Here is a 26773-nt window from a genome sequence, read left to right on the forward strand (position 1 = left end):
CGTAGGCAGGCAAGCGCATCGGATTCAAAGCTGCCTACATCAACGGAAACGGTAAAATCCCCAAGGCAAAATCCGTTCACACGCAGTACACAACAGTAAAAATTCATCTGATCAACGACTGCGGATCTTCTCGACAATCGCAGTTGTCGAGCTGTTTTCCACAAGCCCCAAGACCTTCACGGTGCCGCCATAAGCGCTGACGATATCAGCGCCGACCACCTGATCGATGCCGTAATCGCCGCCCTTGACCAGCACGTCCGGTTTGACCTCGCGCAGCAGGTTTTCCGGGGTGCCTTCAGGGAAACTGATCACCCAGTCCACCGCGCCGAGGCCGGCGAGAACGGCCATGCGCCGGTCGACGCTGTTGATCGGGCGGCCCGGGCCTTTGAGGCGGCTGACCGAAGCATCATCGTTGACCGCGACAATCAGGCGATCGCCCTGTGCCCGCGCTTGTTCCAGATAGGTCACATGCCCGGCATGCAGGATGTCGAAGCAACCGTTGGTGAAGACGATCTTCTCGTTGTGCGCGCGGGCATCGGCCACGGCGAGCAGCAACTGCTCAAGACCCAGCACACCACGCTCGGAACCTTCTTCACGCTGGATGGCGCGACGCAGCTCCGGAGCACTGATGGCGGCCGTACCGAGCTTGCCAACCACGATGCCGGCGGCCAGATTGGCCAGCGCAACGGCGTGGGGCAGGTCTTCACCGGCGGCAATCGCTGCGGCCAGGGTCGAAATCACCGTATCACCGGCACCGGTGACATCGAACACTTCACGGGCACGGGCCGGCAAGTGCAGTGCCGGCTGGTCAGGACGCAGCAGGGTCATGCCGTGCTCGCCGCGCGTCACCAGCAGCGCACCAAGCTCCAGGTCGTGCATCAGGGCGGCGCCCTTGCTCACCAGTTCATGCTCATCGACACAACCGCCGACGATGGCTTCGAATTCGCTGAGGTTCGGGGTGATCAGGCTCGCGCCGCGATAAATCGAGAAATCCTTGCCCTTGGGGTCAGCCAGTACCGGAATGTTCTTCGCACGGGCGGCCTGGATCAACGCCTGATGGTTTTTCAGGGCGCCTTTGCCGTAGTCGGAAAGTACCAGGACCTTGATGCCTTCGAGCAGGTCGTCGACCTGTGAACCGAGGGCCAGGGCATCGGTGGCGAACGGCTCTTCAAAGTCGATACGCAGCAGTTGCTGGTGCCGGCTCATGACCCGCAGCTTGACGATGGTTGGCTGGTGCGCAATGCGCTGGAACAGGGCACGTACGCCCGCGCCTTTAAGACTGTTGCTCAGGCTGTCGGCGGCTTCGTCGTCACCGGTCACACCGACCAGGGACGCCGGCGCACCCAGCGCGGCAATGTTCAAGGCAACGTTCGCGGCACCGCCCGGACGATCTTCGATCTGCTCGACCTTAACGACCGGCACCGGCGCCTCAGGGGAAATCCGTGAGGTTCCGCCATGCCAGTAACGGTCGAGCATGACATCGCCGACTACCAAGACCGGGGCTTGATCGAAACGCGGCATGGACAACTTCATGGAGCAACCCACATACAAAATGAACAGGGGCGCGATATTAACACAGGGTAAAGCGCCGTCCGCCTCAATCTGAAAGGTCGCGCACCCAGAACAATTCGTGACGCCGGACCGCCTTGCGGAAAAACTCGTTACTGCCTGTTGCTGGCCAGCGACGACCCGCCAGGACTTGCTGGATCCAGCGGCGTAATTGCCGCTTGAACACTTGCCCGCCCTGCAGATCGTGCTCCATGGCCAGTGCCATGGCTTTGTCCAGTTGCACATCTGCTGACAACAGCGGACTCCACAGCCGGTCAGCCGGCAATGGCTCGATGGCCGGCGGCAGCGCAATACCGGCACCGGCTGGGCCCATCGGCCAGCGATCGTTGTCGTGCAGGTGATTGGCGTACATCAGCAGGGTTGTCGGTTTCCACTGACTCAGCTCGATAGCCTCAAGCAGCGCCTGGGTAGACGCCACATGATCGCTGTGAGGATCGAGCTCAGGATGGGGCGTCACCACCACTTCTGGACGATAGTGCTCAAGCAGGGCCTTCAGGTCGCCCAGCAGATTTTGCCAGGTCGGCTGCCCATCGATGTCGGCGGGCAGGCTCAACGGATTGTGCCGGCGCACGCTGCGCACATCGTTTTCCTGCGACTCACGGGAGCCGAACGCCTTCACAGGCGCTTCGGCCATCGACGGCAGTTGCAAGCAGTAATAACCCAATTGCACACAGCGATCGGCAGGCACGCCCCCCCAAAGCGGGATCACCAGACTGTCCCAACTGCGCAAACGGCCCTTCAAACGTGCCGCTGCGGCTTGATCAAGGCCAAGACGCTGGAAGTCTTCAGCCTCGATCTCGCCCTGGGTCAGGGTGACGATACTGACGTCTTCGCAACGGCTGTACAGGCCGAATGCGGCGAGTTCGGCATCATCGGCATGGGGAGCAATGACCATCACCCGCTGACGGGAATAATCAGGATTGGCCATGACCCACAACACACCGGTCGCGGCGGGTACGCAATATCGGCCACGCAGCGCCAGAGCACCTTGCGCCAGCGCAGTGGCCTGCCCGGACAGATTAAGGAAACGCCGCCCTTTGACGCCGCGCTCGAAGTCTTGGCGATCATCGCCCACCTCGACGCAGGGATCGAGCCAACGCCCCAGCCAAGTGGATTTCACTTCCAGCTCGAGTACCAGCGTCTCGCCCTGCGCCAGCGGCTCGCTCAGCTGTACGACACCGCCCGCAAGGCTCACCGCCTGCCGTGCGGTTTGCGCCGGGAAGTTGTAGTAATAGTCGTCAGCAGGCCGATAGAACAGATGATCGGCGAACCAGGCCTCGTGTGCGACCCAGGCCAGCACCAGCACCAACGGCACCAGCCACCACGCAACCAACCATCCGATCAGCAACAACCCCACCAGAAAGGCGACCAGGAACAGACGCTTGTTGCGCCGATGGGCCTTGAGAAGCTGTTGTTTGCGAGTGCTCATGGATTCAAACCTTGAAGACCGGCACCTTATGGCACCAGCGATCCTTGTACTCCCGGTCGGCGCGACCGAATGAATAACGCAAAGGCTTGCCCAGCGCTTGCGCGTGCGCCCAGGCGTCTTGGGTGTTGACGAAACTCAGCACACTGCCGGGACTGAACTCGCGGCTCTGCGGGTCAACGCCACCATTGATGTACTCCAGCGACACCCATTGCGGGGCCTCGACGCGGTACAGCACCTGAATGGCCACAGGCGCCGAATCGAGCATCACCACCGAACCGGTCATGAACTCGCGCAGCAACGTAAACACTTCAACCAGCCCGGCCTTGCCCGGCACCTCGAAACCCCAGCGACGCTGAAACAGATCGCCGTAAGCGGCAGCCTGTTCCTGCGGGGTGAAGTCGGACATCGGCACCAGCGATCCGCCCGCCTCTTCCAGCAGACGCTGTTCGCGACGCTGGTTGTAGCGGAATTTCTTCGAATACTCTTCCGGCAACCGGGCAAGGGCCAAACCCTCAGGCTGCGGCTTTAACGTACTGATCTGCTCGGCATTGAGTTGCGATACATACGCCACGCGCTGACGCACCGGCACGCTGACATCGGGGGCAATCGGCAGAATGATTTCCGCGTTGCCCATGTCCAGCAAGCCACGCTTGCCCTCGCGCTTGAGCACTTCCTTGGACAAGGCGACATGCCGGCCCCAGCAAGGGATGGCGGCAAGCACATCACCGCCAACGATCCAGCCCAGGTAACGCAGCTCGATGCCCAGGAATGTCGACAAGCGCTCGACGACTTCCGGATGCGTGGCAAAGCTGCCACCGAAACGCTGCCAGGCCCGGGCGTAGCTGTCCCGGTCGATCTCGGTCCAGCCACGTTCGCGAAAGCTGCGAAACATCGTCAGCATACGTCGGTCGCGTGTGCCGGCTGAGGCTCGTCACCCTCTTCGAACTCTTTGGCATGCAGACGGGCGTAATAGCCGTTTTGCTCAAGCAATTGCGCGTGAGAGCCGCGCTCGACGATACGGCCTTCGTCCATGACCAGAATCAGGTCGGCCTTTTCAATAGTGCTCAAGCGGTGCGCGATCACCAGGGTCGTGCGGTTTTTAACCACATGATCCAGGGCAGCCTGAATATGCCGCTCCGACTCGGTATCCAGCGCAGAAGTGGCCTCATCGAGAATCAGCAACGGCGCATCCTTGAGCAGCGCCCGGGCAATGGCGATACGCTGACGCTGACCACCGGACAGCAGGACGCCGTTTTCGCCGACCATGGTTTCGTAGCCCTGCGGCATCTTGATGATGAACTCATCGGCATACGCCTCGGTGGCTGCGCGCTTGACCTCATCGAACGGCGCGCCGGCCAGGTCGCCGTAGGCGATGTTGTTGGTCACCGTATCGTTGAACAGCGTGACCTGCTGGGTCACCAGAGCAATCTGCCGACGCAGGCTGCGCAGGGTGAAATCCTGCACCTGCACACCATCGAGCAGAATCTGGCCCTGAGCATGATCATGCTGATAAAAGCGCGGAATGAGGCTGGCCAGGGTCGACTTGCCACTGCCCGAGCGGCCAACCAACGCGACCATTTGCCCCGGCTCGACAACAAAGCTGATGTCGTTGAGCACCGCTTTGTCGGTGTCGGGGTAGTGGAAGCTCAGATTGCGCACTTCCAGACGACCTTCGAGACGATCCTGCTCGACCGTGCCCCGATCCACTTCCGCCGGCTCATCCAGTTGCTCGAAAATACTTTCGGCACCGGCCACGCCCTTCTGGATGGTCGAGCTGACTTCCGACAACTGACGGATAGGCTTGGGCAACAGGCCTGCCATGGTGATGTACGCCACCAGATCGCCCGGCGAAGCGTCACCGCGCAGATACAGCACGAGGAACATGACCACGGCCATGGCACTGTACGTGACCAGTTGCAGCATCGGCGTGTAGACCGCACCGGTCTTGGTCATCGTCAACTGCTTGTCGGTGTTGCTCTGGCTGGCATCGCGAAAGCGATCCTTTTCGTACTGCTCGCCGCCGAAGCTGCGCACAACGCGGTAGCCATGAATGGTCTCGGAGGCGACGTGCGTGACGTTCCCCATCGAGACCTGAATCTTCTTGCTTTGCTTGCGGAATTTCTTGCTGGTGCTGTTCACCATCAAACCGATCAACGGCAGGATGGCGACCATCACCAAAGTGAGTTTCCAGTTCATCCACAACAGTGTGCAGAACAGGAAAATCACGGTCATGCCTTCACGGATGACGACTTTGATCGCATCCGTTGCAGCACCGGTGACCATCGTCACGTTGAAGGTGATCCGGGAAATCAGATGGCCGGAATTGTTCTTGTCGAAGAAGCGATTGGGCAACTCCAGCAATTTATTGAACAGCACCACCCGCAGGTCATGCACCAGCCCCAGCGAAACCCGCGCCAGGAAGAAGTTGCCCAGGTACGAGCCCACGCCCTGCCACAGCGCGATGAAGACAATCATCAGTGGCACGGTTTCGAGCAACTGCAGCTTGCCCAGATAAGGGTTGCCCGGGAACAGACTGGCTTCAGGATTGGCCAGACCGTCGACAAAGTATTTGAGGATATAAGCGAGCATCGGTTGAGTCGATGCGAAGATCAGAAACCCGACGATGCTGAGAAGGAAAAGGCCGGCATAAGGCCGCACGTAAGCCAAAAGGCGGAAATAGATCGCCAGCGTGGACTGGGCTTTCGGTTCAGGACTGCTCATGGTGATCCGCGCAATTCAGTGAGGCGCCGATGATATCACACGCGTTTTTGCCCCGATAAACATGACTTCAAGCCAGCCTTCGACCAAGTCGGTTAAGATACCCCGCTAATGATGGGGAGCCCGATATGCAATCGATTGATCACAGCACTTACGAGGCACTGCGCAAAGGTGCACACGTACTGGAGGCCGACGGTTCCGGCGACAAGGTGCTCAGATTGGCCGATGGACGCATGCTCAAGCTGTTCCGCCGCAAGCGGCTGCTCAGTTCGGCGCTGTTCTACCCCTATGCACAACGCTTTGCCGACAACACCCGTGCACTCGAACAGCGTGGCATCCTCTGCCCGAAAGTCATCGCGGTCTATCGCATCCCGAGCATCGAGCGCGACGGCGTGTATTACAGCCCGCTGGAAGGCAATACCGTGCGTCAGTTACAAGGCACTGACGAAGAGGCTGACACACTGAGATTCCAGCTGGGCGGGTACTTCGCCCTGCTGCACGAAAAAGGTGTGTACTTTCGGTCGCTGCACTTCGGCAACGTCGTGCAAACCCCCGACAACCGTCTGGGACTGATCGATATCGCCGACCTGCGCTGCCAGAAGCGCGCACTCAGTGACAGTAAACGCCTGCGCAACTTCGCTCACTTGCTGCGCTACAAGGAAGACCGCCAATGGCTGCTGGGCCAGGACGCCGGCGAAACCTTTGTCGAAGGCTATCGCCAGGCCTTGCCGAGCCACCGACAAGCGCCGCTGATCTCACGCCTGCGTCCGCTGCTCGGTTAAGCCTTAGCGTCCGATGATCACCACGGTGGCACCTTTGCGATTGGCGAAATGCTCGATGATGCGCAGCTTGTGCGCCACCAGCCAATCCTTCAGCCAAGGCTCGTCACCTTTGGCCTCGATGAGGAAATATTGATAGTCGCCAGCGTGAGCTGCCGACATTGCTTCCTCTGCGGTCAGCACCGGCATCACGTAGCCGCGACCGGCGTAATAGCTGATCCGCCCATCCTCGAAATAGGTCTTCGCCCCTGGCTCGACGTGGGCAGACATCCAGCGCCCGGCCTCTACATAATGGGTTTTGCCGGCGCCGGTAGAGATGACATTCGAGAGCATCACCAACATCCCTAGAACCACCAGCCACTTGCCGCAACGCGGGAAGTCGCGAACGAACGCCGCCAGCCCCATCGCCAACACGGGCACAAACAACAGATTCAGAAAGCTCAGGTAGCGCGTATTCATGAACTGTTGTTTGATGAAAAACAGCACCAGCACCACCAGATAAAGCAGCGCCGCCCAGGCGAAGGGGCGATAGTCGCGCCAATAGATTCCCAGAACCCCCCAGTTGCGTCGCAGGACGAAGGGGACGGCGAAAGGCCCCATCAGCTTCACGAAACTGATGGTCATGGTCGCCAGGATGCCGAAGAAAATGATCCGGCCAGATTCATCCTGGGAGTACTTGTTGATGAGCGAATTGGCAAATTGATCGCACAGCATCCGGAAGGAAGCAAACACGCTGTGTGGCGCAATCATGTCCAGATACAGCATCACGCGCGCCGACAGGAGCACACCTGAGACCGAAACAGCCAGCAGCCCTAGAACCGGCAACAGCGAAAACTGAACGAACTGCATCCGCCGGTTCGACGACCACAGATTGGGCAACTGCCACAGCGCCAACGCCGGAACCAGCAGCAAAGCCTCCAGCCGAAACAAGGCTGCCGCGACGATAGCCACATGAATGAATGCCGCCCGCAGCCAGCCGCCACGGGCTTGCCAGCGCAGCGCGAGCCAGAGTGTCAGGGTGCAGAAGAACCAGAAACCGCATTCACGGATGATGTCGTTTCGAAAGGCATTCACCGCCGGCATTGCCAATACCACCAGACAAGCCCAACCGGCGAGATGTACCGACCGTTGACGTACGCAGTCCACCATCAGCGCGCTGGTGCCGGCAAAAAAGAGCGCGCACCAAAGATATGCACTCAGCTCCAGCGGCAAATGCAGGACGGTATGAGTAGCGGCCAGCAATAAGGAAAACCAGGGCCAGTCGAAAGCGGCCCAGGCCACATTAGGCCCGTGCTCGGTGACCTGTTGCGCGATATCAATGTACAGCGCGGCATCACGCCCCACTGTGGCGGTGCCCATGACCGCTATCAGCGATAACAGCGCACTGCCCAGAAACGCCAGCCAAACCGGATATTCGTCGATGATTCTGGAGACTTGAGCTCCCACCTTGCCGCCCTTACCTTTCACCCAGCCACCTCACCGACATCCATTACAGGGTCCGCATAGTCTCCGCGACCCGTTTACCGAAACAGCACCCGCAACGCCTTGCGCGTGTAGGACCAGCGCGAAAACGTCCGCCAGTCTGCACGCAAGGCCTTAAAGTAAAACGATTTGGCCAGTTTGTACTCGCCATGGGAATAACAGTCGCGAAACAACGACAGGCAACGCTGCGCCATAAACGCCTGGCGCAAATCAAACATTTCCTCGGGCATCCGCCGACTGGAAAAAACTTCGCTGACCACCTGCTCCGTTCCGGCAGCAAGGCTTTGGCGCAGATCATGGCGCATGCTGTCGGCGTGCTTGTAAATCAGCGCCAGGGGCTCGTCCAGAACGGTGCAGGGGTAGCGCGCCAGCACTTGGGCGAATACTGGCAAGTCCTCGACGTTGCGCAAATTTTCCGGGTAATTACCCAAAACGAATACATCGCGGTGCATCGCACAGGCACCGTTGGAAATCGACACCGTCTTGTTCAGCAGGTAACCCTGCAGGCGCTGGCGGGGCGTCACAGGCAGCGGCTTGGCCGCCTGCAAGCTGCGTCGCCCGTCTGCAAACACCGACCAGTGCGCGCCGATCACCATCAGGCTGTTCGGATTACTTTCGAGGTGCTGCGAAAGTGCAGCCAAGGCACCGGGCGCCATTTCATCATCAGAGTCGAGAAACACCAGATACCGTCCGGTTGTCTCTTCCAGCCCTCGATTGCGCACCGACGACAATCCGCCGTTACTTTTGCGCAACGCACGAAAACGCCCGCCGTGCTTGAGCAGGAGTTTTTCGACTACCTCGGGCGTATCGTCCGTCGACCCGTCGTCGATGACCAGCAGATCCGCGGTCGCTTCATCCAACTGCGCCAACACCGATTCCACTGCACGTGGAAGCGTTCGCGCATAGTTGTAAACCGGAATGACGACGCTGATCAGTGTTTCAGTCAAGTTCGTATCCTTTTACACCCGCTTTTACGACCAGAATATCTTCCATGATCAGGTATTCCAGGTCAGAACCGAAAAACATGTTCAGCGCGTCGGTCGGCGAGCAGATCATCGGTTCGCCACGACGATTGAGCGAGGTGTTCAGCGATACGCCGTTACCGGTCAGGTTTTCCAGCGCCTTCATCATGTCGTAGTAGCGCGGGTTGTATTCACGCTTGAGCACCTGGGCACGGGAGGTGCCGTCTTCATGGACGACTTCCGGCACGCGGGTCTTCCACTCTTCCGCCACTTCGAAAGTGAAGGTCATAAACGGTGCCGGGTGGTCGATCTTGATCATTTGCGGCGCAACGGTGTCGAGCATCGACGGGCAGAAAGGCCTCCAGCGCTCGCGGAACTTGATCTGGTGGTTGATGCGATCAGCCACGCCAGCCACGCTCGGGCAACCAATGATCGAGCGCCCGCCCAATGCACGCGGACCGAACTCCATGCGCCCCTGGAACCAGGCGACCGGATTACCATCGACCATGATTTTGGCAATCTGTTCCGGCATGTTGTCGAGCTTGCGCCAGGTCGGCTTGCTCTCATGACGGGCGCAGGCGGCGATCACGTCCTCGTTGCTGTACGACGGGCCGAGATAGACGTGCTCCATCTTCTCGACCGGCACGCCTCGGGCGTGGGACACGTAGGCAGCCGCACCAACCGCAGTGCCGGCATCGCCGGACGCAGGTTGCACGAACAGTTCCTTGATGTCGTCGCGGGCAATGATTTTCTGGTTCAGTTTGACGTTCAGCGCACAACCACCGGCGAAGGCCAGTTTGCCGGTTTCCTTGAGTACGTCGCCCAGATAGTAGTCGATCATCTGCAACGCCAGTTTCTCGAACAGCGCTTGCATGCTCGCGGCGTAGTGGATGTAAGGCTCGTCAGCGATGTCGCCTTCGCGCTTCGGACCCAGCCACTCGATCAGTTTCGGCGAGAAGTAGAAGCCTTTGCCCTTCTCTTTGTAGCGACGCAGGCCGATGACGTTGGCGTAGTCGGTGTTGATCACCAACTCACCGTTTTCGAACGAGGCCAGACGCGAGAAATCGTACTTGCTGGCATCGCCATACGGCGCCATGCCCATGACCTTGAACTCACCGTCGAGCATCTCGAAACCGAGGAACTCGGTGATCGCACCGTACAAGCCACCGAGGGAGTCAGGATCGAAGAATTCCTTGATCTTGTGGATCTTGCCGTTTTCGCCATAGCCGAAGAAGGTCGTGGCGTACTCACCCTTGCCGTCGATACCGAGGATCGCGGTTTTTTCTTTGAAACCGGAGCAATGGTAGGCACTGGAGGCGTGAGCCAAGTGGTGTTCGACCGGCTCGATCTTGATCTTTTTCGGATCGAAACCCAGTTGCTCCAGGCACCAGACAATCTTGTTGCGGTAGCGCTTGTAGCGACGGTTGCCCATCAGGATCGCATCAAGGGCGCGATCCGGTGCATACCAGTAACGCTTGGCGTAGTGCCAGCGCGCTTTGCCGAACAGGCTGATCGGGGCAAATGGAATCGCGACCACGTCAACATCGGACGGCTTGATGCCGGCCTGTTCGAGACAGAACTTCGCCGATTCGTAGGGCATGCGGTTCTTTGCATGTTTATCGCGTACGAAGCGCTCTTCTTCAGCCGCCGCCACCAGCTTGCCGTCGATGTACAAGGCCGCTGAAGGATCATGGCTAAGGGCGCCGGACAGGCCAAGAATCGTCAATGCCACAGGGGTCTAGCCTCTTTAGTCTGCGTGCAGGCGCAATGCGCCTTGAAAATTGATGTGCCCTCGCACAGGGCGAGTGACAGCTAAAGGGCGGGATTATAGCGTAAACGAGTGGGGAATTACCCTGCGCGATTGCCCCAGGGCGAATGGTTTGAAGAAACCTCGCCCCGCTACTCAATAACCGCCCTTGCGCCAGTAAATAGCAAGGTTACCGTCGGTGACCTGACGATAAACCGTATAGGGCAACGCTACTGTATCGAATACACCGGACAATGGCAGATCCAGAAGCACGAATGGCAAAAGAACCCCACTCGGATCGGGAGGCGCGTTCAACACGCAGAAGTCGAAGGCCAGACCGCTGTAAATCCGCGGAATGGATTGGCAGTAGGTTTTTTGCTTGCGCATGTCGCGGGCGACGTCGGCATCGTCCTGCAATACGGTCATGGTGCTGCCACAGCCAGCCAGAACCCATGAAAATACACCCAGCGTTGCAGCCTGTTTGATGGTCAAGATTCGCCCTCCAAGGTCGTTGGGCAAATTAGCATCGGGACTGCACAGGACACAGTTCATGGATTCTGGAGATACTGTAGGACAAGTCGCTCAATCCTGTCCTCTACTGCTGTACTGGTTTGACTCAGACCGTGTTGGCGATTTTTTTCGGTAAACGCTGATCTATGACCTGATACAACGCACTGCTCTCGGGCCAATTACGCATGAATCGCGCACGGTCACGTATATAAGCCGGGGCGAAACTGCCGGCGGATCCGTGCTGGCACATCGAATCCAGATCGATCAGCGCCCAGCGATCGTGCTGCCAGAACAGATTGTGCCCTTTGAAATCGCCATGGCTGATGCGCTCGTCAATCAGTCGAGCGAACAACAGGTCAAGTGCCAGCAGCTCCGACTCAGGCGCTTCGCCACTTTCAACATAGGGCGCAAAGCGTTCGATGATGTCCGGCCCGGGCAGGAACTCGGTCACCAGATACGCACGACTGCGCAGCCACAAAAAGCGCTTCTCCAGTACCGCCAGCGGCTTTGGCGTCGCGATGCCGAGGAACGCCAGTCGATTACCTTCGCGCCACGAATGCCAGGCCCGACTCGGCCGCCAGAAACGCTTGAGCCAATGCGCAAAGCCCTTGATGTTGTAGCGCTTGATCACCAGCGTGCGCGCGCCCGCCTGAACCTTGCCGACGCTCGCCGCACCACCGGTCTTGTACAGATGCCCCTGATCCAGCAGCGCATCGGCCTGATCCAGCACTGGAACCATGGCCGACTCTTCTTCGCGGCGGATCGCGCGCAGACCGAACGCTCCACGCCGCACACTGAACAGCGTGCACTCGCGACCGACCTTGATCAGAAAGTCTTTCAAACGCCAGCGACGCACTTTGTCGATCTGCTTCTGCAAGGCTTCCAGCGGCAATGCGTGCTCGCTGTTGCTCAACAGGTAATACACCAGCAGCTCTTCGGTGAACGGCTCCAGCGCCTTGGGCAACTGAGCGAAAAATACGCCGAGGTTCTCCAGGACTTTTTGTCGCGACAACGGCTGACCGGCGGTTTCTGCGCAAATGCCCGCACCGTCAATCAAGTACAACTGACCGCCGTGACGCAGCAGATTGTCCAGGTGCAGGTCCTCCTGCCAGAGACCTTTGCCGTGCAATTGGGCAATGGCGCCCAGCGCCTCGGCCAATACCGCCGACTGTTCATCAGCGAGCAACGGCAGCGACTCGACCTTGGTCCAGGCATCGCCAAGGCTTTCGGCGCCCTCAAGGAAATCGAACAGCAGCCAGCCACCTTCGTCACTTTTCAAACCATCGGCCAGCAGCAAGGGTGTCGTCATGCCTTGCGCGGCTAACAAGCGCACCCCTTCCAGTTCACGCTGAAAATGCCGGGCGGCTTTGCCACCGACCAGCAATTTGGCCAGCACCGGACGGCCACGCCAGACACCGGCGCCGACGTAGCGTTGCCCTGGCAGCACCCGCAGCAAACTCAGCAGTTGCAGATCCGCACTCCCGGCCGCATCGGCCAGGGTCACGGTCAGCGGCAGTGACGGGGTTCGCCCGACAGCGGCCAGCTCGGACAATTGCATCAGCGCGTCTCCTTGTGACTGCGGCGCGCGGTCAGCCGGACGAGCCAGCTGTCGAGCAGCGAACTGTCAGTGGGCTGATCGAGATAAGCCGCCAGCAGTTCACGCAGTTGTGCCTCGTTCCATTCCGGCGCGCGGCGTTGCAACGGCTCCAGGTCCTTGATCCGGTCACGCACGCCGAACAACAAGGGACGGGTTTTTTCCAGGTCGATCAATTGCGCCTGATACCCGTCACCGGTGGCGCGCAGAAAAATATGCTTGGGATAAAAGCAGCCGTGCACCTGACGCACACCGTGCAGATGTCGCGCCAGCAATCCGCAGGCCTTGAGAATGGCCGACTGCTGCGCGGCACTGAGCTGCGCCCAACGCTGCAACAGCGACTCCAGATCATTCCAGCCATCGAGTGCCCGGGTCAGCAGGATCGCGCGAACCTCGCCGTCGACCTTGCGCTCACCGAAAAACGCCGCTTGCAGCGCCGGAATACCGAGCTTGCGATAGCGGCTGATATTGCGAAACTCGCGGGCAAAACTGGGCTCACCGAAAGGCGCGTGCAAGGTGCGCGTCAGATAATTGCTCTGGCGCTTGAGGTAATAACCCTGCCCTTCCACGTCCAGGCGGAAGACGCTGCTCCAGCCGCCACGGGCGGTATTGGGTTCGTCCACAGCTTCAAGCTGTTTGGCCCACAGTGCGTCAAAAGTGCCGAGACCATGGCGTTCGAGCAGTGCACGGTCTTCAGCGGCAAGAAAATCAGTCATTCGCGTCCCTCGAAAAATCTCACCACGTGCCGAATCCGTTTCTTGTCGGCGCTATCAAGCCGATCGCACTGGCGGTATTGCTTATAGAAGCGCAGGCGTTGGGTATTGGACAGGTGGTATTTGGCGAGTTTATCGAGACAGGCCAGATCCTTGGTGATCCGATACTTGAGCCAGAAGCCGCGCCAGAACTCGCCGTTAGGGCAATCGATCAGAAATATGCGGGCCTGCTCATCGATCAACAGGTTGCGCCATTTCAAATCGTTATGGGTAAATCGGTGATCATGCATCGTCCGGGTATAGCCGGCCAGTTGCCGACTGACGCCATCGACCCAGGCGCGATCCTTGAGTTTCGGATCCTTGCGCTCGGCGAGCGCCGAAAGGTCTTCGGTGTTGGGCAATTCGCGCGTGATCATGGCGCCGCGATCATACGCCGCGCCACGTCGCTCCAGGCCCCAGGCCACCACCTCTGCAGTGGGAATGCCCCACTTGGCGAAGCGTTTGAGGTTCTGCCATTCCATCTTCACTCGCGGCTTGCCGAGGTAGCGGCGCAAGCCTTTACCGGCGCCGACGTAGCGTTTGACGTAATAGTTGACGCCGTTGCGCTGCACGCGGATCACTTCCGACAGCGGGTCGCGGGTCAGGCGCTCGCCCTGCAACGCAAAGACGGCTTCGAGGCTGCCAAAATCATCGGCGAGCTCGCTGTATTGCGACTCGAGAGTCCAACCCGCCATCAGAGCGCATCCCCGTAACGCTGCTTACGTGCATAGAGCTTGTTGGCTTTGCCTTCGAGCCAGTTCAGCAGCGGCGCTTCTTGCGCCAGGATCTGGCGCAGCGGTTGCTGGAAATAGCCCTTGAGGAAGCGCAGCTTGTCGCGGCGGGTCAGGCCGATGTCCAGCGCGGAAAAGTACAGCGCGGCCAGATCCTTGTTGCGCCAGCGCTGGGTGATTTTCGCGCGGGTTTGGGCACGGTGCAGGTCGATCACCGACAGTTTGAAGTCGTCCGGCGTCACCGGTTTATCGGTGTGCAACAGGAAGTGGCAGATGTAGCAATCGCGATGGTTGACGCCGGCGCGGTGCATCATGCCGGTCATGCGCGCGACTTCGGCGATCAGCGCGCGCTTGAGCGTTGGCTCCGGCGGCTGCTTGATCCAGTCGATGCTGAAGTCTTCCAGGCTGACGGTCGGCGCCAGTTCTTCGGTGACGATAAACGAGTGCTGATCCGCCGGGTTGCTGCCCTTCTCGCCGTACGCGACGGCGGTCATGGTCGGCACGCCGACTTCCTGCAGACGCTGGATGGCCTTCCATTCCTGACCCGCGCCGAGTACCGGCAGCTTGGCGGTCAGCAGGTTTTTGAAGATTTCACCCCAGCCGATGCCACGGTGGATCTTGACGAAAAATCCGTTACCGTCGACTTCCGTGCGCAGTGTCCGGCGTGCTTCCAGCTCGCGGTATACCTCGCCCTGCAAGCCTTCGACCTCGGCAAACGGATCGCGCCCGGCCCAAAGGCTCTTGAACGGTTCAGCCAGCATCAACTTCATTAAGCGTGCTCCGCCAGAATCACATCGGCCGCGTGCTGCGGCATGCTGTAGAGATCGGCCGTCTCGGCGAAAGCCAGACCATTACGGCTCCAGGCCGCGCGTGCAGCGTCGTCATGCAACATGTCAGTCAGGTACTGCGTCAACTGCGCCTGATCGAACGGCTCGTCCAGCACTCGCCCGGCGTCCGCCTCGGCGATGTAATGGGCGTAACCGCAGACCGCGCTGACCAGCACCGGCAAGCCGGCGACCAGCGCTTCGAGCAACACGGTACCGGTGTTTTCGTTGTACGCCGGGTGAATCAACAGGTCGGCGCCGAGCAGGAAACGCGGGATATCGCTGCGCCCTTTAAGGAACGTCACGTTATCGCCCAGACCCAAAGTTGCACTCTGCATCTGGAACAATTTGGGGTCATCCTGGCCGATTACAAACAGCCGGGTGCGTTTCTTCAGTTCGGCAGGCAATGCAGCCAGTGCTTTCAGGCTGCGATCGACACCTTTGGTCTTGAACCCGGAGCCGATCTGCACCAGCAGCAGTTCGTCGTCCCTGAGATTGAATTCAGCGCGGAACCCGGCGCGAATCTCATCGGCATCCGCCGGGCGGCGACGATCCTGGGCAATGCCCGGCGGCAACAGGTGGAAACGCTCAAGCGGCGTGTCGTAATGCTTGATGAACAGCGGTTGCTGCACTTCGGAAATCATCAGCACTTCGGTCTTTGCGTCTTTGGCGAATACCGCGCGCTCGTATTCGGCAAAGTGGCGATAACGGCCCCAGCGGCGATACAGCGAATGGCGCAGGTTCTGCGCCTTGTCTTCGAAGCAGCCATCGGCGGCGTAATAGACGTCCAGACCCGGCATCTTGTTGAAACCGATCAGACGATCGACCGGGCGCTTGGCCAGATCCGCCTCCATCCATGCGCTGAGCTTTTCGTTGCGACGGTGATTGAAGAACGCCTTGACCGGCGCCACCAGCACTTCGAAACCGGGCGGCACGTCGCCTTCCCAGATCAGCGTGTAGACGCGGATCTTATGACCGCGCTTCTGGCATTCGAGGGCGATGCGCATGAAGTCGCGCTGCAAGCCACCGAACGGGAAATATTTGTACAGGACGAATGCCAATTGCATCAGCGCAGCTCCTCAGCCATTAACAACGTGCTCAGTCGGCTGGCGACACGCTCGGGGTTCAAACGCGTGAAGCACAGCGGCTGTTCACGCTTCAGGTCAAACTGACGGGCATCCTGCGCGGTCGGTTGATAGGTACATTTCTTTTGCAGGCAAGGTGCGCACGGGAAGTCGCTGGCCAGGTGAATCTGCAATTTTCCGTAGGCGCCGGTCAGGCCCGGGTTGGTCGGGCCGAACAGCGAAATGGTCGGCACGTCCAGTGCGGCGGCCAAATGGCCAAGACCGGTGTCCACCGCCACGCAAGCCTGCGCGCCGGCAAGGACTTTGCCGACGCCGGCCAGATTGAGTTTCGGCAGCACTTCAGCGTGTTTGAAGCCTGCGGCAATCCGCTCGGCGCGAGCCTTTTCCTGCGGGCTACCCCACGGCAGTTTGACGCCGACGCCGAGGTAACCGACGCGCTCAGTCAGTTCACGCCAATAACTTTCCGGCCAGTGCTTGGTGTCCCAAGTGGTGCCATGCAGGAACACCACGAAGGCGTTTTTTCGCGGCAACTCGACCAGACGTTCGACGTTGAGGCCGTAGTCGCCGAGGCCTTTTGGCAGGTCGTAACCGAGGGCGATGGCGAACAACTGCCGCACCCGCTCGACGGCGTGCTGACCACGGGCGACGGCCAATTTGCGATCATAGAAACGCGAGGCCATCGGTTCACGGGCCGAACCTTTATCGAGTCCGGCTACCGGGGCTTTGACGTAACGGGTCAGCCAGGCGCTTTTCAGCAAGCCTTGGGCGTCGATCACCAAGTCGTATTTGTTGGCGCGCACGCTTTGCTTGAAGCGTTTCCACTCGCCGCTGGTAATGGTTTTCCAGATGTTTTTGCGCCAGCGGCGGATCGCCACCGGAATCACTTTGTCGACGGCCGGGTGCCAGGTGGGAATCTCGGCGAAGCCTTCTTCAACGACCCAATCGAATTTGATCCCGGGGATCGCCCTGGCGGCGTCAGTCAGCGCCGGCAACGCATGAATCACGTCGCCCAGCGATGAAGTCTTGATCAGCAGTACCCGCAACTTAATGAACCTCGACCACTGAGCCCTGCAATTTCTGCAAGGCATCGTTGACCGCGTCCGGCATCAGCTGGCGCAGGCAGTTGTAATGACCGAAGCGGCAGGTGCGGTCGAAGCACGGGCTGCAATCGAGGCCCAGACGCACCACTTCGACGTGTTCGGCCAGCGGCGGGGTAAAGCCCGGCGAAGTCGAGCCGTAGACCGCCACCAATGGGCGGTTCAGCGCAGCGGCAACGTGCATCAGGCCGGAATCGTTGGAGACCACCGCATCGGCGCAGGACAGCAGGTCGATGGCTTCGGCGAGCGAGGTTCCGCCACTGAGGTTGACTGATTCTTCACGCAGGCCCGGGATCAAGCGTGCGCGGATATCTTCACCGACGGCGTGATCGTTTTTCGAACCGAACAGCCACACCTGCCAGCCTTCGCGAATGCGCGCTTCGGCGACTTTGGCGTAATGCTCGGACGGCCAGCGCTTGGACTCGCCGAACTCGGCACCGGGGCACAGCGCCAACACCGGGCGATCAAGGGTCAGGCCAAACTTGGCCAGCGCCGCTTCACGGGTCACCGGATCGATTTGCAGACTTGGGCGCGGATACGGCTTCGGCAGCTCGGCGTTCGGTTCATAGGCCAACGCCATGAACCGCTCGATCATCAGCGGATAGCGTGCTTTATCAAGGGTGCGTACGTCGTTGAGCAGGCCGTAACGGAACTCGCCGCGCCAGCCCGTGCGTTTCGGGATGCCGGCGAAAAACGGCACCAGCGCCGATTTCAGCGAGTTGGGCAGCAGGATCGCCTGATCGTACTGGCCACGCAGGGACTTGCCGATGCGCCGACGCGTCGCCAATTCCAGCGTGCCGTGGCCGAGCGGGAAGCTCAAGGCCTTGCGTACTTCAGGCATGCGCTCAAGGATCGGCCGGCTCCACTCGGGGGCCAGCACGTCGATTTCGCATTGCGGGTGGCGCTGCTTGAGACACTGAAACAGTGTCTGCGCCATCACCATGTCACCGACCCAACTGGGCCCAACGATCAGAATATTCATGTGGTTTCCATAAACGAACCGGGGAGGCATTTACGCCTCCCCGCCTCGAGAATCACTGAGGGAGCGGCACTGCTTGCGATGGGTCATTACCTTCAACATGACTGTCGACTGTCACTCCGCTATCGCGAGCAGGCTCGCTCCCACATGGTTTTGCCTCTGTTCACACATCTGCGACTCACCGCAGATTCATTGTAGGAGTGAGCCTGCTCGCGATGGGGTCGTTACATTCAACATTGTTGTCGTCTGATACTCCGCTATCGCGAGCAGGCTCACTCCCACAGGGTTTTGCATTCATTCTTACATCTGCGTTTCAGCTTAGCCCCATCTCTTTCCATATCCGCAAAACCTGCCGCCGTTCTTCGACAAACTGGTCTCCGGCAATCACCCCCGCGTCCTTCTGCAAGGCCTGCCGGTGGGCGGCGGAGCGGTAGGCTTTATAGGCCTCGCGCAACAGGCTGGCATCTTCGGCAGGCATCAGCCCTTCGTGTTCCAGCTCTTCCAGAATGCGGATGTTATCGGTCCAGCGCAGCAGTGGCGGGTGGCTGTGCGACCACGCCAGGGCCGCGTATTGCACCATAAATTCAATATCGACGATACCACCGGCGTCCTGCTTGAGGTCGAACGGCGCCGTGGCGTCGAAGGCATTTGCTGCGGTACCGGCTGCGGTGCTCTTGGTGCCAAGGTTATCGCGCATCTTCGCGCGCATCTCGCTGACTTCCTGTTGCAGCTTGGCCAGATCACGCGCCTTGCCCAGCACTTGGGCGCGAACTTTCTCGAACGCCTGACCGACATCCTGACTACCGACCAACACCCGCGCCCGCACCAGGGCCTGATGTTCCCAGGTCCAGGCTTCATTTTCCTGATAGCGGGCAAACGCACCCAACGAACTGACCAACAGCCCCGAAGCACCGGATGGGCGCAGACGCATGTCCACTTCGTAGAGCTGACCGGAGTTGGTCTGCGCCGTCAGCAAGTGAATGATCCGCTGCCCCAGGCGCGTGAAAAACTGCGCGCCATCAATCGACTTCGGCCCGTCGGTTTCCGCCTGTGGATCGCCGTCGTGGATAAACACCAGGTCCAGGTCCGAACCATGGCCCAATTCCAGACCGCCGACTTTGCCGTAACCGACAATGATGAAACCTGGATCGCACAACGTGCCGTCGGTGCGCAGCGGCGTGCCGTACTTGGCCACCGTCTGGCGCCAGGCCAGGGCCAGCACTTGTTCAAGAATCGCTTCGGCCAGCCAGGTCAGGTAATCGCTGACTTTCATCAGCGGCAGGCTGCCGGCAATTTCCGAGGCGGCGACGCGCAAGCGGTGCGCCAGTTTGAAATGGCGCAGGGCTTCCATTTGTTGTTCGAGGTCATCTTCGGGAATCCGCGTCAACCGCTCGCGCAACTCGGCGGCCAGTTCCGGCGCCAAGGGCGGCTTGAACAAACGACCTTCGTTAAGCAATTCATCCAGCAGCAGCGGGAAGCGGGTGATCTGCTCGGCGATCCACGGGCTCGCTGCACACAGTGTCAGCAAGCGTCGCAGGGCGCCGGGGTTTTCCGTCAGCAAGACCAGATAAGCCGAACGCCGGGCAACTGCTTCCACCAGCGGCAGCACGCGTTCAAGCACCAAATCCGGGTTGGCATGCTCGACAGCCTGCGCCAACAGACGCGGAATAAAGGCATCGAGACGCTCACGCCCCAACCGCTGCATCGCCCGCAGTTGCGGACTGCTGCGCAATCCGGCCAGCGCCTTCAGAGCTTTGCTGGCATCGGCAAAACCGCCCTCCTCCAACTGCCGGCACGCGGCCTCTTCGTCCTGCGCCTCTTCCCACAGCGGCAGCCATTCACCACCGACCACCACTTCGCTTTCGGCGCCTTCATCTTCATCGGGATCGGCAATCACTTGGGCGAAGTGCCAAGCGACGCGACCGCGCCAGAACATCAGTTTTTCGTGGAAAGCATCCCAGTCGGCGAAACCGAGCATGAAGGCAATGCGTGCCTGATCCTGCGCGCCATCCGGTAGCATCTGGGTCTGGCGGTCGGCGATAGCTTGAATGGCGTGTTCGGTGTAACGGAGAAATTCGTAGCCTTCGCGCAACTCGCTGATCACTGCCGGCGGCAAATAACCCTGCCCTTCCAGCGTACTCAGCACCTTTAATAGAGGACGCTGTTGCAGGCTCAGGTCGCGACCACCGTGGATCAACTGAAAAGCCTGAGCGATGAACTCGACCTCGCGGATGCCACCGGAACCGAGCTTGATGTTGTCGGCCATGCCCTTGCGCCGCACTTCCTGCTGGATCAACTGCTTCATGGTGCGCAGCGCTTCGATCGCCGAAAAATCGAGGTAACGTCGATAAACGAACGGTCGCAACATGTCGAGCAACTGCGCGCCCGCGACCTGATCGCCGGCCACCACCCGCGCCTTGATCATCGCGTAGCGTTCCCAGTCGCGGCCCTGATCCTGGTAATACTGCTCCAGCGCATTGAAGCTCAGCACCAGCGCGCCGGACGAACCGTACGGGCGCAGGCGCATGTCGACACGGAATACAAAACCGTCGACGGTCATCGGGTCCAGCGCCTTGATCAAGCGCTGGCCGAGACGAATAAAGAATTCCTGATTATCCAGCGAGCGCTTCACGCCCACCGTTTCGCCACCCTCGGGGTAGGCGAAGATCAGGTCGATGTCCGAAGACAGGTTCAGCTCGACGGCGCCGAGCTTGCCCATGCCGAGAATGACCATTTGCTGCGGCTCACCGCTGCGGCGGCCGGTCGGCGTACCGAATTGTTCGCAATGGCGGCTGTACAACCATTGATAAGCCTGGTCGATAGTCGCGTCGGCCATATCCGAGAGATCGCGGCAGGTCTGCACCAGATCGGCCTGACGGGTGAGATCGCGCCAGATGATCCGTACTTGATGGCGGGCGCGCTGACGACGCAGGGCGCGACCGAGTTCATCTTCGTTCTGGGCTGCGTTCACCGCGGCGGCAATCTGCGTGCACAATTCACCCGGTGCGAACGCCCGGTCGAGTTCGCCGGACTGCACCAGTGCAAGCAACATCAAAGGGTCACGAACGCTCTGTTCAATGACGAATTCGCTGGCGGCGGTGACGCGGGCGAACTGCGCCCAGCGCTCTGGCGTCCAGTTCGCCAGGCCGTGATCGTCTTCCAGCGCGGCGACGGCCGTACGGAACGACTGCTCGGATCGAGTGACCAACGGCAGGAGAATGGCGGGCAGTTCGGCAAGCACGGGCAGGGTCATGGTCTATCCTTGATCGGCGTGTAAATGGCCGCTTGTAGTGATTGGTGAAAAGCCGCTACCCGGAGGACTGTCGAACAAAAGTTAGAAATAGCTGAAATTTCTTTCTCTTTGGCAGCGAACATCAAATTTTCACCTTTTTCGGATGGCAAAAGACCAACCTTAACGATTATTCTCACAACGCAGCCGGAGGCCACAAGCCATTCTTCTGTAGTTTTACTACTCGTCTATACATTCGAAAGGCTGAAATGCCGGAAGATTTGTAGTAAAACTACACGCCGCCGGAACAACCTATCGGCAATCCAAGAATTTTAAATCGTCTGCCCACAAGGCCAGTCGCAAACTCAGGCAACCGATTCTGGAAGCCTTTCCGCCCTGGAGCAAGCCATGCAAGACCTCGATCCCGTCGAAACCCAGGAATGGCTGGACGCCCTGGAATCGGTTCTCGACAAAGAAGGCGAAGACCGTGCTCACTATCTGATGACCCGTATGGGCGAACTCGCGACCCGCAGCGGCTCGCAGCTCCCTTACGCCATCACCACGCCTTACCGCAACACCATCCCGGTAACCCACGAAGCACGCATGCCTGGCGACCTGTTCATGGAACGCCGCATTCGCTCGCTGGTGCGCTGGAACGCGATGGCCATGGTAATGCGTACGAACCTGAAAGATTCTGACCTGGGTGGTCACATCTCCAGCTTCGCTTCCAGTGCGACCCTGTATGACATCGGCTTCAACTACTTCTTCCAGGCCCCGACCGACGAACACGGCGGCGACCTGATCTACTTCCAGGGCCACACCTCGCCAGGCGTTTACGCCCGCGCATTCATGGAAGGCCGCATCACCGAAGACCAGATGAACAACTTCCGCCAGGAAGTCGACGGTCAGGGCCTGTCGTCCTACCCGCACCCTTGGCTGATGCCTGACTTCTGGCAGTTCCCGACCGTATCCATGGGTCTGGGTCCGATTCAAGCGATCTACCAGGCACGCTTCATGAAGTACCTGGAACACCGCGGCTTCATCCAGCCGGGCAAACAGAAAGTCTGGTGCTTCCTGGGCGACGGCGAGTGCGACGAGCCGGAATCCCTGGGCGCCATCTCCCTGGCCGGCCGCGAGAAGCTGGACAACCTGATCTTCGTCATCAACTGCAACCTGCAGCGCCTCGACGGCCCGGTTCGCGGCAACGGCAAGATCATCCAGGAACTCGAAGGCGTGTTCCGTGGTGCTCAATGGAACGTGACCAAAGTCATCTGGGGCCGTTTCTGGGACCCACTGCTGGCCAAAGACGTCGACGGCATCCTGCAACGTCGTATGGACGAAGTCATCGACGGCGAGTACCAGAACTACAAAGCCAAAGACGGCGCGTTCGTCCGTGAACACTTCTTCAACACGCCAGAACTCAAGGCGATGGTTGCTGATCTGTCCGACGACGAGATCTGGAAACTCAACCGTGGCGGCCACGACCCGTACAAGGTCTATGCGGCGTACCACGAAGCGGTCAACCACAAAGAACAACCAACCGTCATCCTCGCCAAGACCATCAAAGGTTATGGCACCGGTGCCGGCGAAGCGAAAAACACTGCGCACAACACCAAGAAAGTCGACGTCGACAGCCTGAAGTTGTTCCGCGATCGTTTCGACATCCCGGTCAAGGACGAAGAGCTGGAGAACCTGCCGTTCTTCAAGCCAGAGCCAAACAGCGCCGAAGCCCGCTACCTCAGCGAGCGTCGCACTGCACTGGGCGGTTTCGTCCCGCAGCGCCGCGCACAGAGCTTCAGCGTGCCGACTCCGGACCTGGACACCCTCAAGGCCATCCTTGACGGCTCCGGCGACCGTGAAATTTCCACCACCATGGCGTTCGTGCGGATCCTCGCGCAACTGGTCAAGGACAAGGAAATCGGCCCGCGCATTGTTCCGATCATCCCGGACGAAGCCCGTACCTTCGGTATGGAAGGCATGTTCCGTCAGCTCGGCATCTACTCGTCCGTCGGCCAGCTCTACGAGCCAGTCGATAAAGACCAAGTGATGTTCTACAAGGAAGACCAGAAAGGTCAGATCCTTGAAGAAGGCATCAACGAAGCAGGCGCCATGAGCTCGTTCATCGCGGCCGGTACTTCGTACTCCAGCCACAACCAGCCGATGCTGCCGTTCTACATCTTCTACTCGATGTTCGGCTTCCAGCGTATTGGCGATCTGGCCTGGGCCGCTGGCGACAGCCGTACCCGTGGCTTCCTGATCGGCGGCACCGCCGGCCGGACTACCCTGAACGGTGAAGGTCTGCAACACGAAGACGGTCATAGCCACCTGCTGGCCGCGACCATCCCGAACTGCCGCACCTACGATCCAACCTACGGCTACGAGCTGGCGGTGATCATTCAGGACGGCATGAAGAAGATGACCGAAGAGCAACAGGACATCTTCTACTACATCACCGTGATGAACGAGTCGTACCAGCAGCCAGCCATGCCGGCCGGTGCCGAAGAAGGCATCAAGAAAGGCATGTACCTGCTCGAAGAAGACACCCGCGATGCGGCGCACCACGTACAGCTGATGGGCTCCGGCACCATCCTGCGTGAAGTCCGTGAAGCGGCGAAGATTCTGCGTGAAGAGTTCAACGTTGGCGCCGACGTGTGGAGCGTTACCAGCTTCAACGAACTGCGTCGCGACGGCCTCGCTGTCGAGCGCAGCAACCGTCTGAAGCCGGGCCAGAAGCCTAAGCTGAGCTACGTCGAAGAGTGCCTGAACGGCCGTAAAGGTCCGGTCATCGCCTCTACCGACTACATGAAGCTGTTCGCCGAGCAGATCCGTCAGTGGGTACCGTCCAAGGAATTCAAAGTCCTCGGCACCGACGGTTTCGGCCGCAGCGACAGCCGCAAGAAACTGCGTCATTTCTTCGAAGTCGACCGTCATTTCGTGGTGTTGGCAGCCCTGGAAGCACTGGCTGACCGTGGTGATATCGAACCTAAAGTCGTGGCTGAAGCCATCGTCAAGTTCGGCATCGACCCGGAAAAACGCAACCCACTGGACTGCTGAGGAGACATTTTGTGAGCGAACTCATTCGCGTACCTGACATCGGCAGCGGTGAAGGTGAAGTAATTGAACTGTTTGTGAAGGTCGGCGACCGTATCGAAGCCGACCAGAGCATCCTGACCCTGGAATCGGACAAGGCCAGCATGGAAGTGCCGGCCCCGAAAGCCGGCGTCATCAAGAGCCTGAAAGTGAAGCTGGGCGACCGTCTGAAAGAAGGCGACGAACTGCTTGAACTGGAAGTCGAGGGCGCCGCTGAAGCGGCCCCTGCTCCGGCTGCTGCTCCGGCTAAAAAGGCCGAAGAAAAACCGGCCGCCGCTCCTGCCGCGGCTGCGCCTGCCGCTGCTCCTGCTGCCGCTTCGGTTCAGCAAGTGCACGTGCCGGACATCGGCTCGTCGGGCAAAGCCCAGATCATCGAGATCCAGGTCAAGGTCGGCGACACCGTCGAAGCTGATCAATCTTTGATCACTCTGGAATCCGACAAGGCGAGCATGGAAATCCCGTCGCCTGCCGCTGGCGTGGTCAAGGCCATCAGCGTCAAGCTCAACGACGAAGTCGGCACTGGCGACCTGATTCTGGATCTGGAAGTGGCGGGTGCTGCGGCCCCTGCTGCTGCCGCTCCGGCTCAGGCTGCTGCACCGGCCGCTGCCGCTGCGCCTGCTCCGGCAGCCGCGCCAGCAGCACCGGTTGCCGACAGTGTTCAGGACATCCACGTTCCGGACATCGGTTCGGCTGGCAAAGCCAAGATCATCGAAGTGTTGGTCAAGGCTGGCGACAGCGTTGAAGCCGACCAGTCGCTGATCACTCTGGAATCCGACAAGGCGAGCATGGAAATTCCATCGCCTGCCGCTGGTGTGGTGGAAAGCGTTTCCATCAAGCTGGATGACGAAGTCGGTACCGGCGACCTGATCCTCAAGCTGAAAGTCAAAGGCGCGGCCCCTGCTGCTGCCCCGGCTCCAGCTGCCGCTGCTGCTCCGAGCGCTCCGGCACCTGCCGCGGCTGCTCCGGCTGCCGCTGCACCTGCTGCTGCCGCTCCAGCCGCCGCACCGGCCAAGCCGGGCGCGAAAGTTCACGCCGGTCCCGCCGTGCGTCAACTGGCTCGCGAGTTCGGCGTCGAGCTGAACGCTGTCGGCGCTAGCGGCCCGCACGGTCGTATCTTGAAAGAAGACGTGCAGGTTTACGTCAAAGCGATGATGCAGAAGGCCAAGGAAGCACCGGCCGCTGCAGCGGGCGCAACCGGTGGCGCGGGCATCCCGCCGATTCCGGTCGTTGATTTCAGCCGTTTCGGCGAAATCGAAGAAGTGCCGATGACTCGCCTGATGCAGATCGGCGCGTCGAGCCTGCACCGCAGCTGGTTGAACATCCCGCACGTGACTCAGTTCGATTCGGCTGATATCACCGAGCTGGAAGCGTTCCGCGTCGCGCAGAAAGCCGTTGCAGAGAAGGCCGGCGTCAAGCTGACCATCCTGCCGCTGCTGCTCAAGTCGTGCGCGCACATGCTCAAGGAGCTGCCGGACTTCAACAGTTCGCTGGCGCCAAGCGGCAAGGCGATCATCCGCAAGAAATACGTGAACATCGGCTTCGCCGTCGACACCCCGGATGGCCTGCTGGTACCGGTCATCAAGAACGTCGACCAGAAGAGCCTGTTGCAACTGGCAGCCGAAGCCGCTGCGCTGGCCGCCAAAGCCCGCGACAAGAAGCTCACCGCTGACGACATGCAGGGCGCTTGCTTCACCATTTCCAGCCTCGGCCACATTGGCGGCACCGGCTTCACGCCGATCGTCAACGCGCCGGAAGTGGCGATCCTCGGTGTTTCCAAGGCAACCATCCAGCCAGTCTGGGACGGCAAAGCCTTCCAGCCGAAACTGATGCTGCCACTGTCGCTGTCCTACGATCACCGTGTGATCAACGGCGCCGCTGCCGCACGCTTCACCCAGCGTCTGGGCAGCCTGCTGGCCGACATCCGCACGATCCTGCTGTAACTCGATCGGTCCTCCAGCAACGGAGGGCCGATTGCTGCACCCTTTCGAGCGCCACACGCTCGTACCTCAACCCCGTCAGTTTGGCGGGGCTTTTTTTTGCCTGAAGAAACATACCCTCTCGTCTTTTTCCCACACATCGCGCTGACATCGGCCACAACCTCGGTCGACTTGGCCCCGATCTTTTTTATTCGATACGCAACTAACCTAGCCCCAGCCAATTCAACTAAGAAAAATTAGTAGAACCCTGTTAATCAAA

The 26773-nt window shown here is 59.9% G+C and carries 19 protein-coding genes; 3 read left to right on the forward strand and 16 right to left on the reverse strand.

What is annotated here, in order from left to right; genetic code table 11:
• Positions 1-111: 111 nt before the first annotated feature.
• From hldE to msbA, 4 genes are all read right to left on the reverse strand, one after another.
• Entirely contained in the window at positions 112-1533 is a 1422-nt protein-coding gene (gene hldE, locus ACM6IN_RS21565; RefSeq protein ID WP_007915721.1) for a bifunctional D-glycero-beta-D-manno-heptose-7-phosphate kinase/D-glycero-beta-D-manno-heptose 1-phosphate adenylyltransferase HldE, read from the reverse strand.
• Positions 1534-1597: 64 nt separating this feature from the next.
• Complete coding sequence (locus tag ACM6IN_RS21570; RefSeq protein ID WP_123376883.1) at positions 1598-2998, reverse strand: PIG-L deacetylase family protein; 1401 nt, start codon at positions 2996-2998, stop codon at positions 1598-1600.
• A 4-nt stretch (positions 2999-3002) separates the two neighbouring features.
• Entirely contained in the window at positions 3003-3899 is an 897-nt protein-coding gene (locus ACM6IN_RS21575; protein WP_007915717.1) for a GNAT family N-acetyltransferase, read from the reverse strand.
• Positions 3893-5719, reverse strand: coding sequence for a lipid A export permease/ATP-binding protein MsbA (gene msbA / locus ACM6IN_RS21580; RefSeq protein WP_007915714.1), 1827 nt, complete (start codon positions 5717-5719; stop codon positions 3893-3895). Before msbA ends, ACM6IN_RS21575 begins: the two co-directional genes overlap by 7 nt.
• A gap of 125 nt (positions 5720-5844) precedes the next feature.
• Here msbA and ACM6IN_RS21585 point away from each other — a divergent pair, with 125 nt between their 5' ends.
• Positions 5845-6498, forward strand: coding sequence for a hypothetical protein (locus ACM6IN_RS21585; RefSeq protein WP_007915712.1), 654 nt, complete (start codon positions 5845-5847; stop codon positions 6496-6498).
• Between the two features lie 3 nt (positions 6499-6501).
• Here the strand turns inward: ACM6IN_RS21585 and ACM6IN_RS21590 are convergent, their stop codons facing one another.
• From ACM6IN_RS21590 to glnE, 12 genes are all read right to left on the reverse strand, one after another.
• On the reverse strand, positions 6502-7962 hold the full coding sequence (locus ACM6IN_RS21590) for a hypothetical protein (protein WP_007915710.1): 1461 nt from the start codon (positions 7960-7962) through the stop codon (positions 6502-6504).
• 53 nt (positions 7963-8015) lie between these two features.
• A complete protein-coding gene (locus tag ACM6IN_RS21595) occupies positions 8016-8924 on the reverse strand; it encodes a glycosyltransferase family 2 protein (RefSeq protein WP_007915704.1) in 909 nt (302 codons plus the stop codon).
• Positions 8917-10671: a carbamoyltransferase gene (locus tag ACM6IN_RS21600; RefSeq protein ID WP_007915701.1), complete on the reverse strand. Its 1755-nt coding sequence runs from the start codon at positions 10669-10671 to the stop codon at positions 8917-8919. Before ACM6IN_RS21600 ends, ACM6IN_RS21595 begins: the two co-directional genes overlap by 8 nt.
• A gap of 171 nt (positions 10672-10842) precedes the next feature.
• Positions 10843-11178: a YceK/YidQ family lipoprotein gene (locus ACM6IN_RS21605; RefSeq protein ID WP_007915693.1), complete on the reverse strand. Its 336-nt coding sequence runs from the start codon at positions 11176-11178 to the stop codon at positions 10843-10845.
• A gap of 124 nt (positions 11179-11302) precedes the next feature.
• Positions 11303-12754, reverse strand: a complete 1452-nt coding sequence (locus ACM6IN_RS21610) for a lipopolysaccharide kinase InaA family protein (RefSeq protein ID WP_007915692.1) — start codon at positions 12752-12754, stop codon at positions 11303-11305.
• On the reverse strand, positions 12754-13506 hold the full coding sequence (locus ACM6IN_RS21615; RefSeq protein WP_007915690.1) for a lipopolysaccharide kinase InaA family protein: 753 nt from the start codon (positions 13504-13506) through the stop codon (positions 12754-12756). Before ACM6IN_RS21615 ends, ACM6IN_RS21610 begins: the two co-directional genes overlap by 1 nt.
• Positions 13503-14237, reverse strand: coding sequence for a lipopolysaccharide kinase InaA family protein (locus tag ACM6IN_RS21620; protein ID WP_007915688.1), 735 nt, complete (start codon positions 14235-14237; stop codon positions 13503-13505). Before ACM6IN_RS21620 ends, ACM6IN_RS21615 begins: the two co-directional genes overlap by 4 nt.
• Positions 14237-15043 carry a lipopolysaccharide core heptose(I) kinase RfaP gene (rfaP, locus tag ACM6IN_RS21625; protein ID WP_095113470.1) on the reverse strand — a complete coding sequence of 269 codons (807 nt, stop codon included), beginning with the start codon at positions 15041-15043 and terminating at the stop codon, positions 14237-14239. The genes ACM6IN_RS21620 and rfaP overlap by 1 nt, the downstream gene beginning before the upstream one ends.
• Positions 15043-16164 (reverse strand): glycosyltransferase family 4 protein, encoded by a 1122-nt coding sequence (locus ACM6IN_RS21630; RefSeq protein WP_095113469.1) that lies wholly within the window; start codon positions 16162-16164, stop codon positions 15043-15045. The genes rfaP and ACM6IN_RS21630 overlap by 1 nt, the downstream gene beginning before the upstream one ends.
• A complete protein-coding gene (gene waaC, locus ACM6IN_RS21635) occupies positions 16164-17225 on the reverse strand; it encodes a lipopolysaccharide heptosyltransferase I (protein ID WP_007915685.1) in 1062 nt (353 codons plus the stop codon). Before waaC ends, ACM6IN_RS21630 begins: the two co-directional genes overlap by 1 nt.
• A 1-nt stretch (position 17226) precedes the next feature.
• Positions 17227-18261, reverse strand: a complete 1035-nt coding sequence (waaF, locus tag ACM6IN_RS21640; RefSeq protein WP_414916675.1) for a lipopolysaccharide heptosyltransferase II — start codon at positions 18259-18261, stop codon at positions 17227-17229.
• Between the two features lie 310 nt (positions 18262-18571).
• Positions 18572-21511, reverse strand: a complete 2940-nt coding sequence (gene glnE / locus ACM6IN_RS21645) for a bifunctional [glutamate--ammonia ligase]-adenylyl-L-tyrosine phosphorylase/[glutamate--ammonia-ligase] adenylyltransferase (RefSeq protein WP_414916676.1) — start codon at positions 21509-21511, stop codon at positions 18572-18574.
• 384 nt (positions 21512-21895) lie between these two features.
• Here glnE and aceE point away from each other — a divergent pair, with 384 nt between their 5' ends.
• Both aceE and aceF read left to right on the forward strand, forming a co-directional pair.
• Positions 21896-24541 (forward strand): pyruvate dehydrogenase (acetyl-transferring), homodimeric type, encoded by a 2646-nt coding sequence (gene aceE, locus ACM6IN_RS21650; protein WP_007915682.1) that lies wholly within the window; start codon positions 21896-21898, stop codon positions 24539-24541.
• 11 nt (positions 24542-24552) lie between these two features.
• Complete coding sequence (gene aceF / locus ACM6IN_RS21655) at positions 24553-26517, forward strand: dihydrolipoyllysine-residue acetyltransferase (RefSeq protein ID WP_007915681.1); 1965 nt, start codon at positions 24553-24555, stop codon at positions 26515-26517.
• The last annotated feature ends 256 nt before the right edge of the window (positions 26518-26773 follow it).

It is taken from the genome of Pseudomonas sp. IT-P395, from assembly GCF_949767675.1.
Lineage (GTDB): Bacteria > Pseudomonadota > Gammaproteobacteria > Pseudomonadales > Pseudomonadaceae > Aquipseudomonas.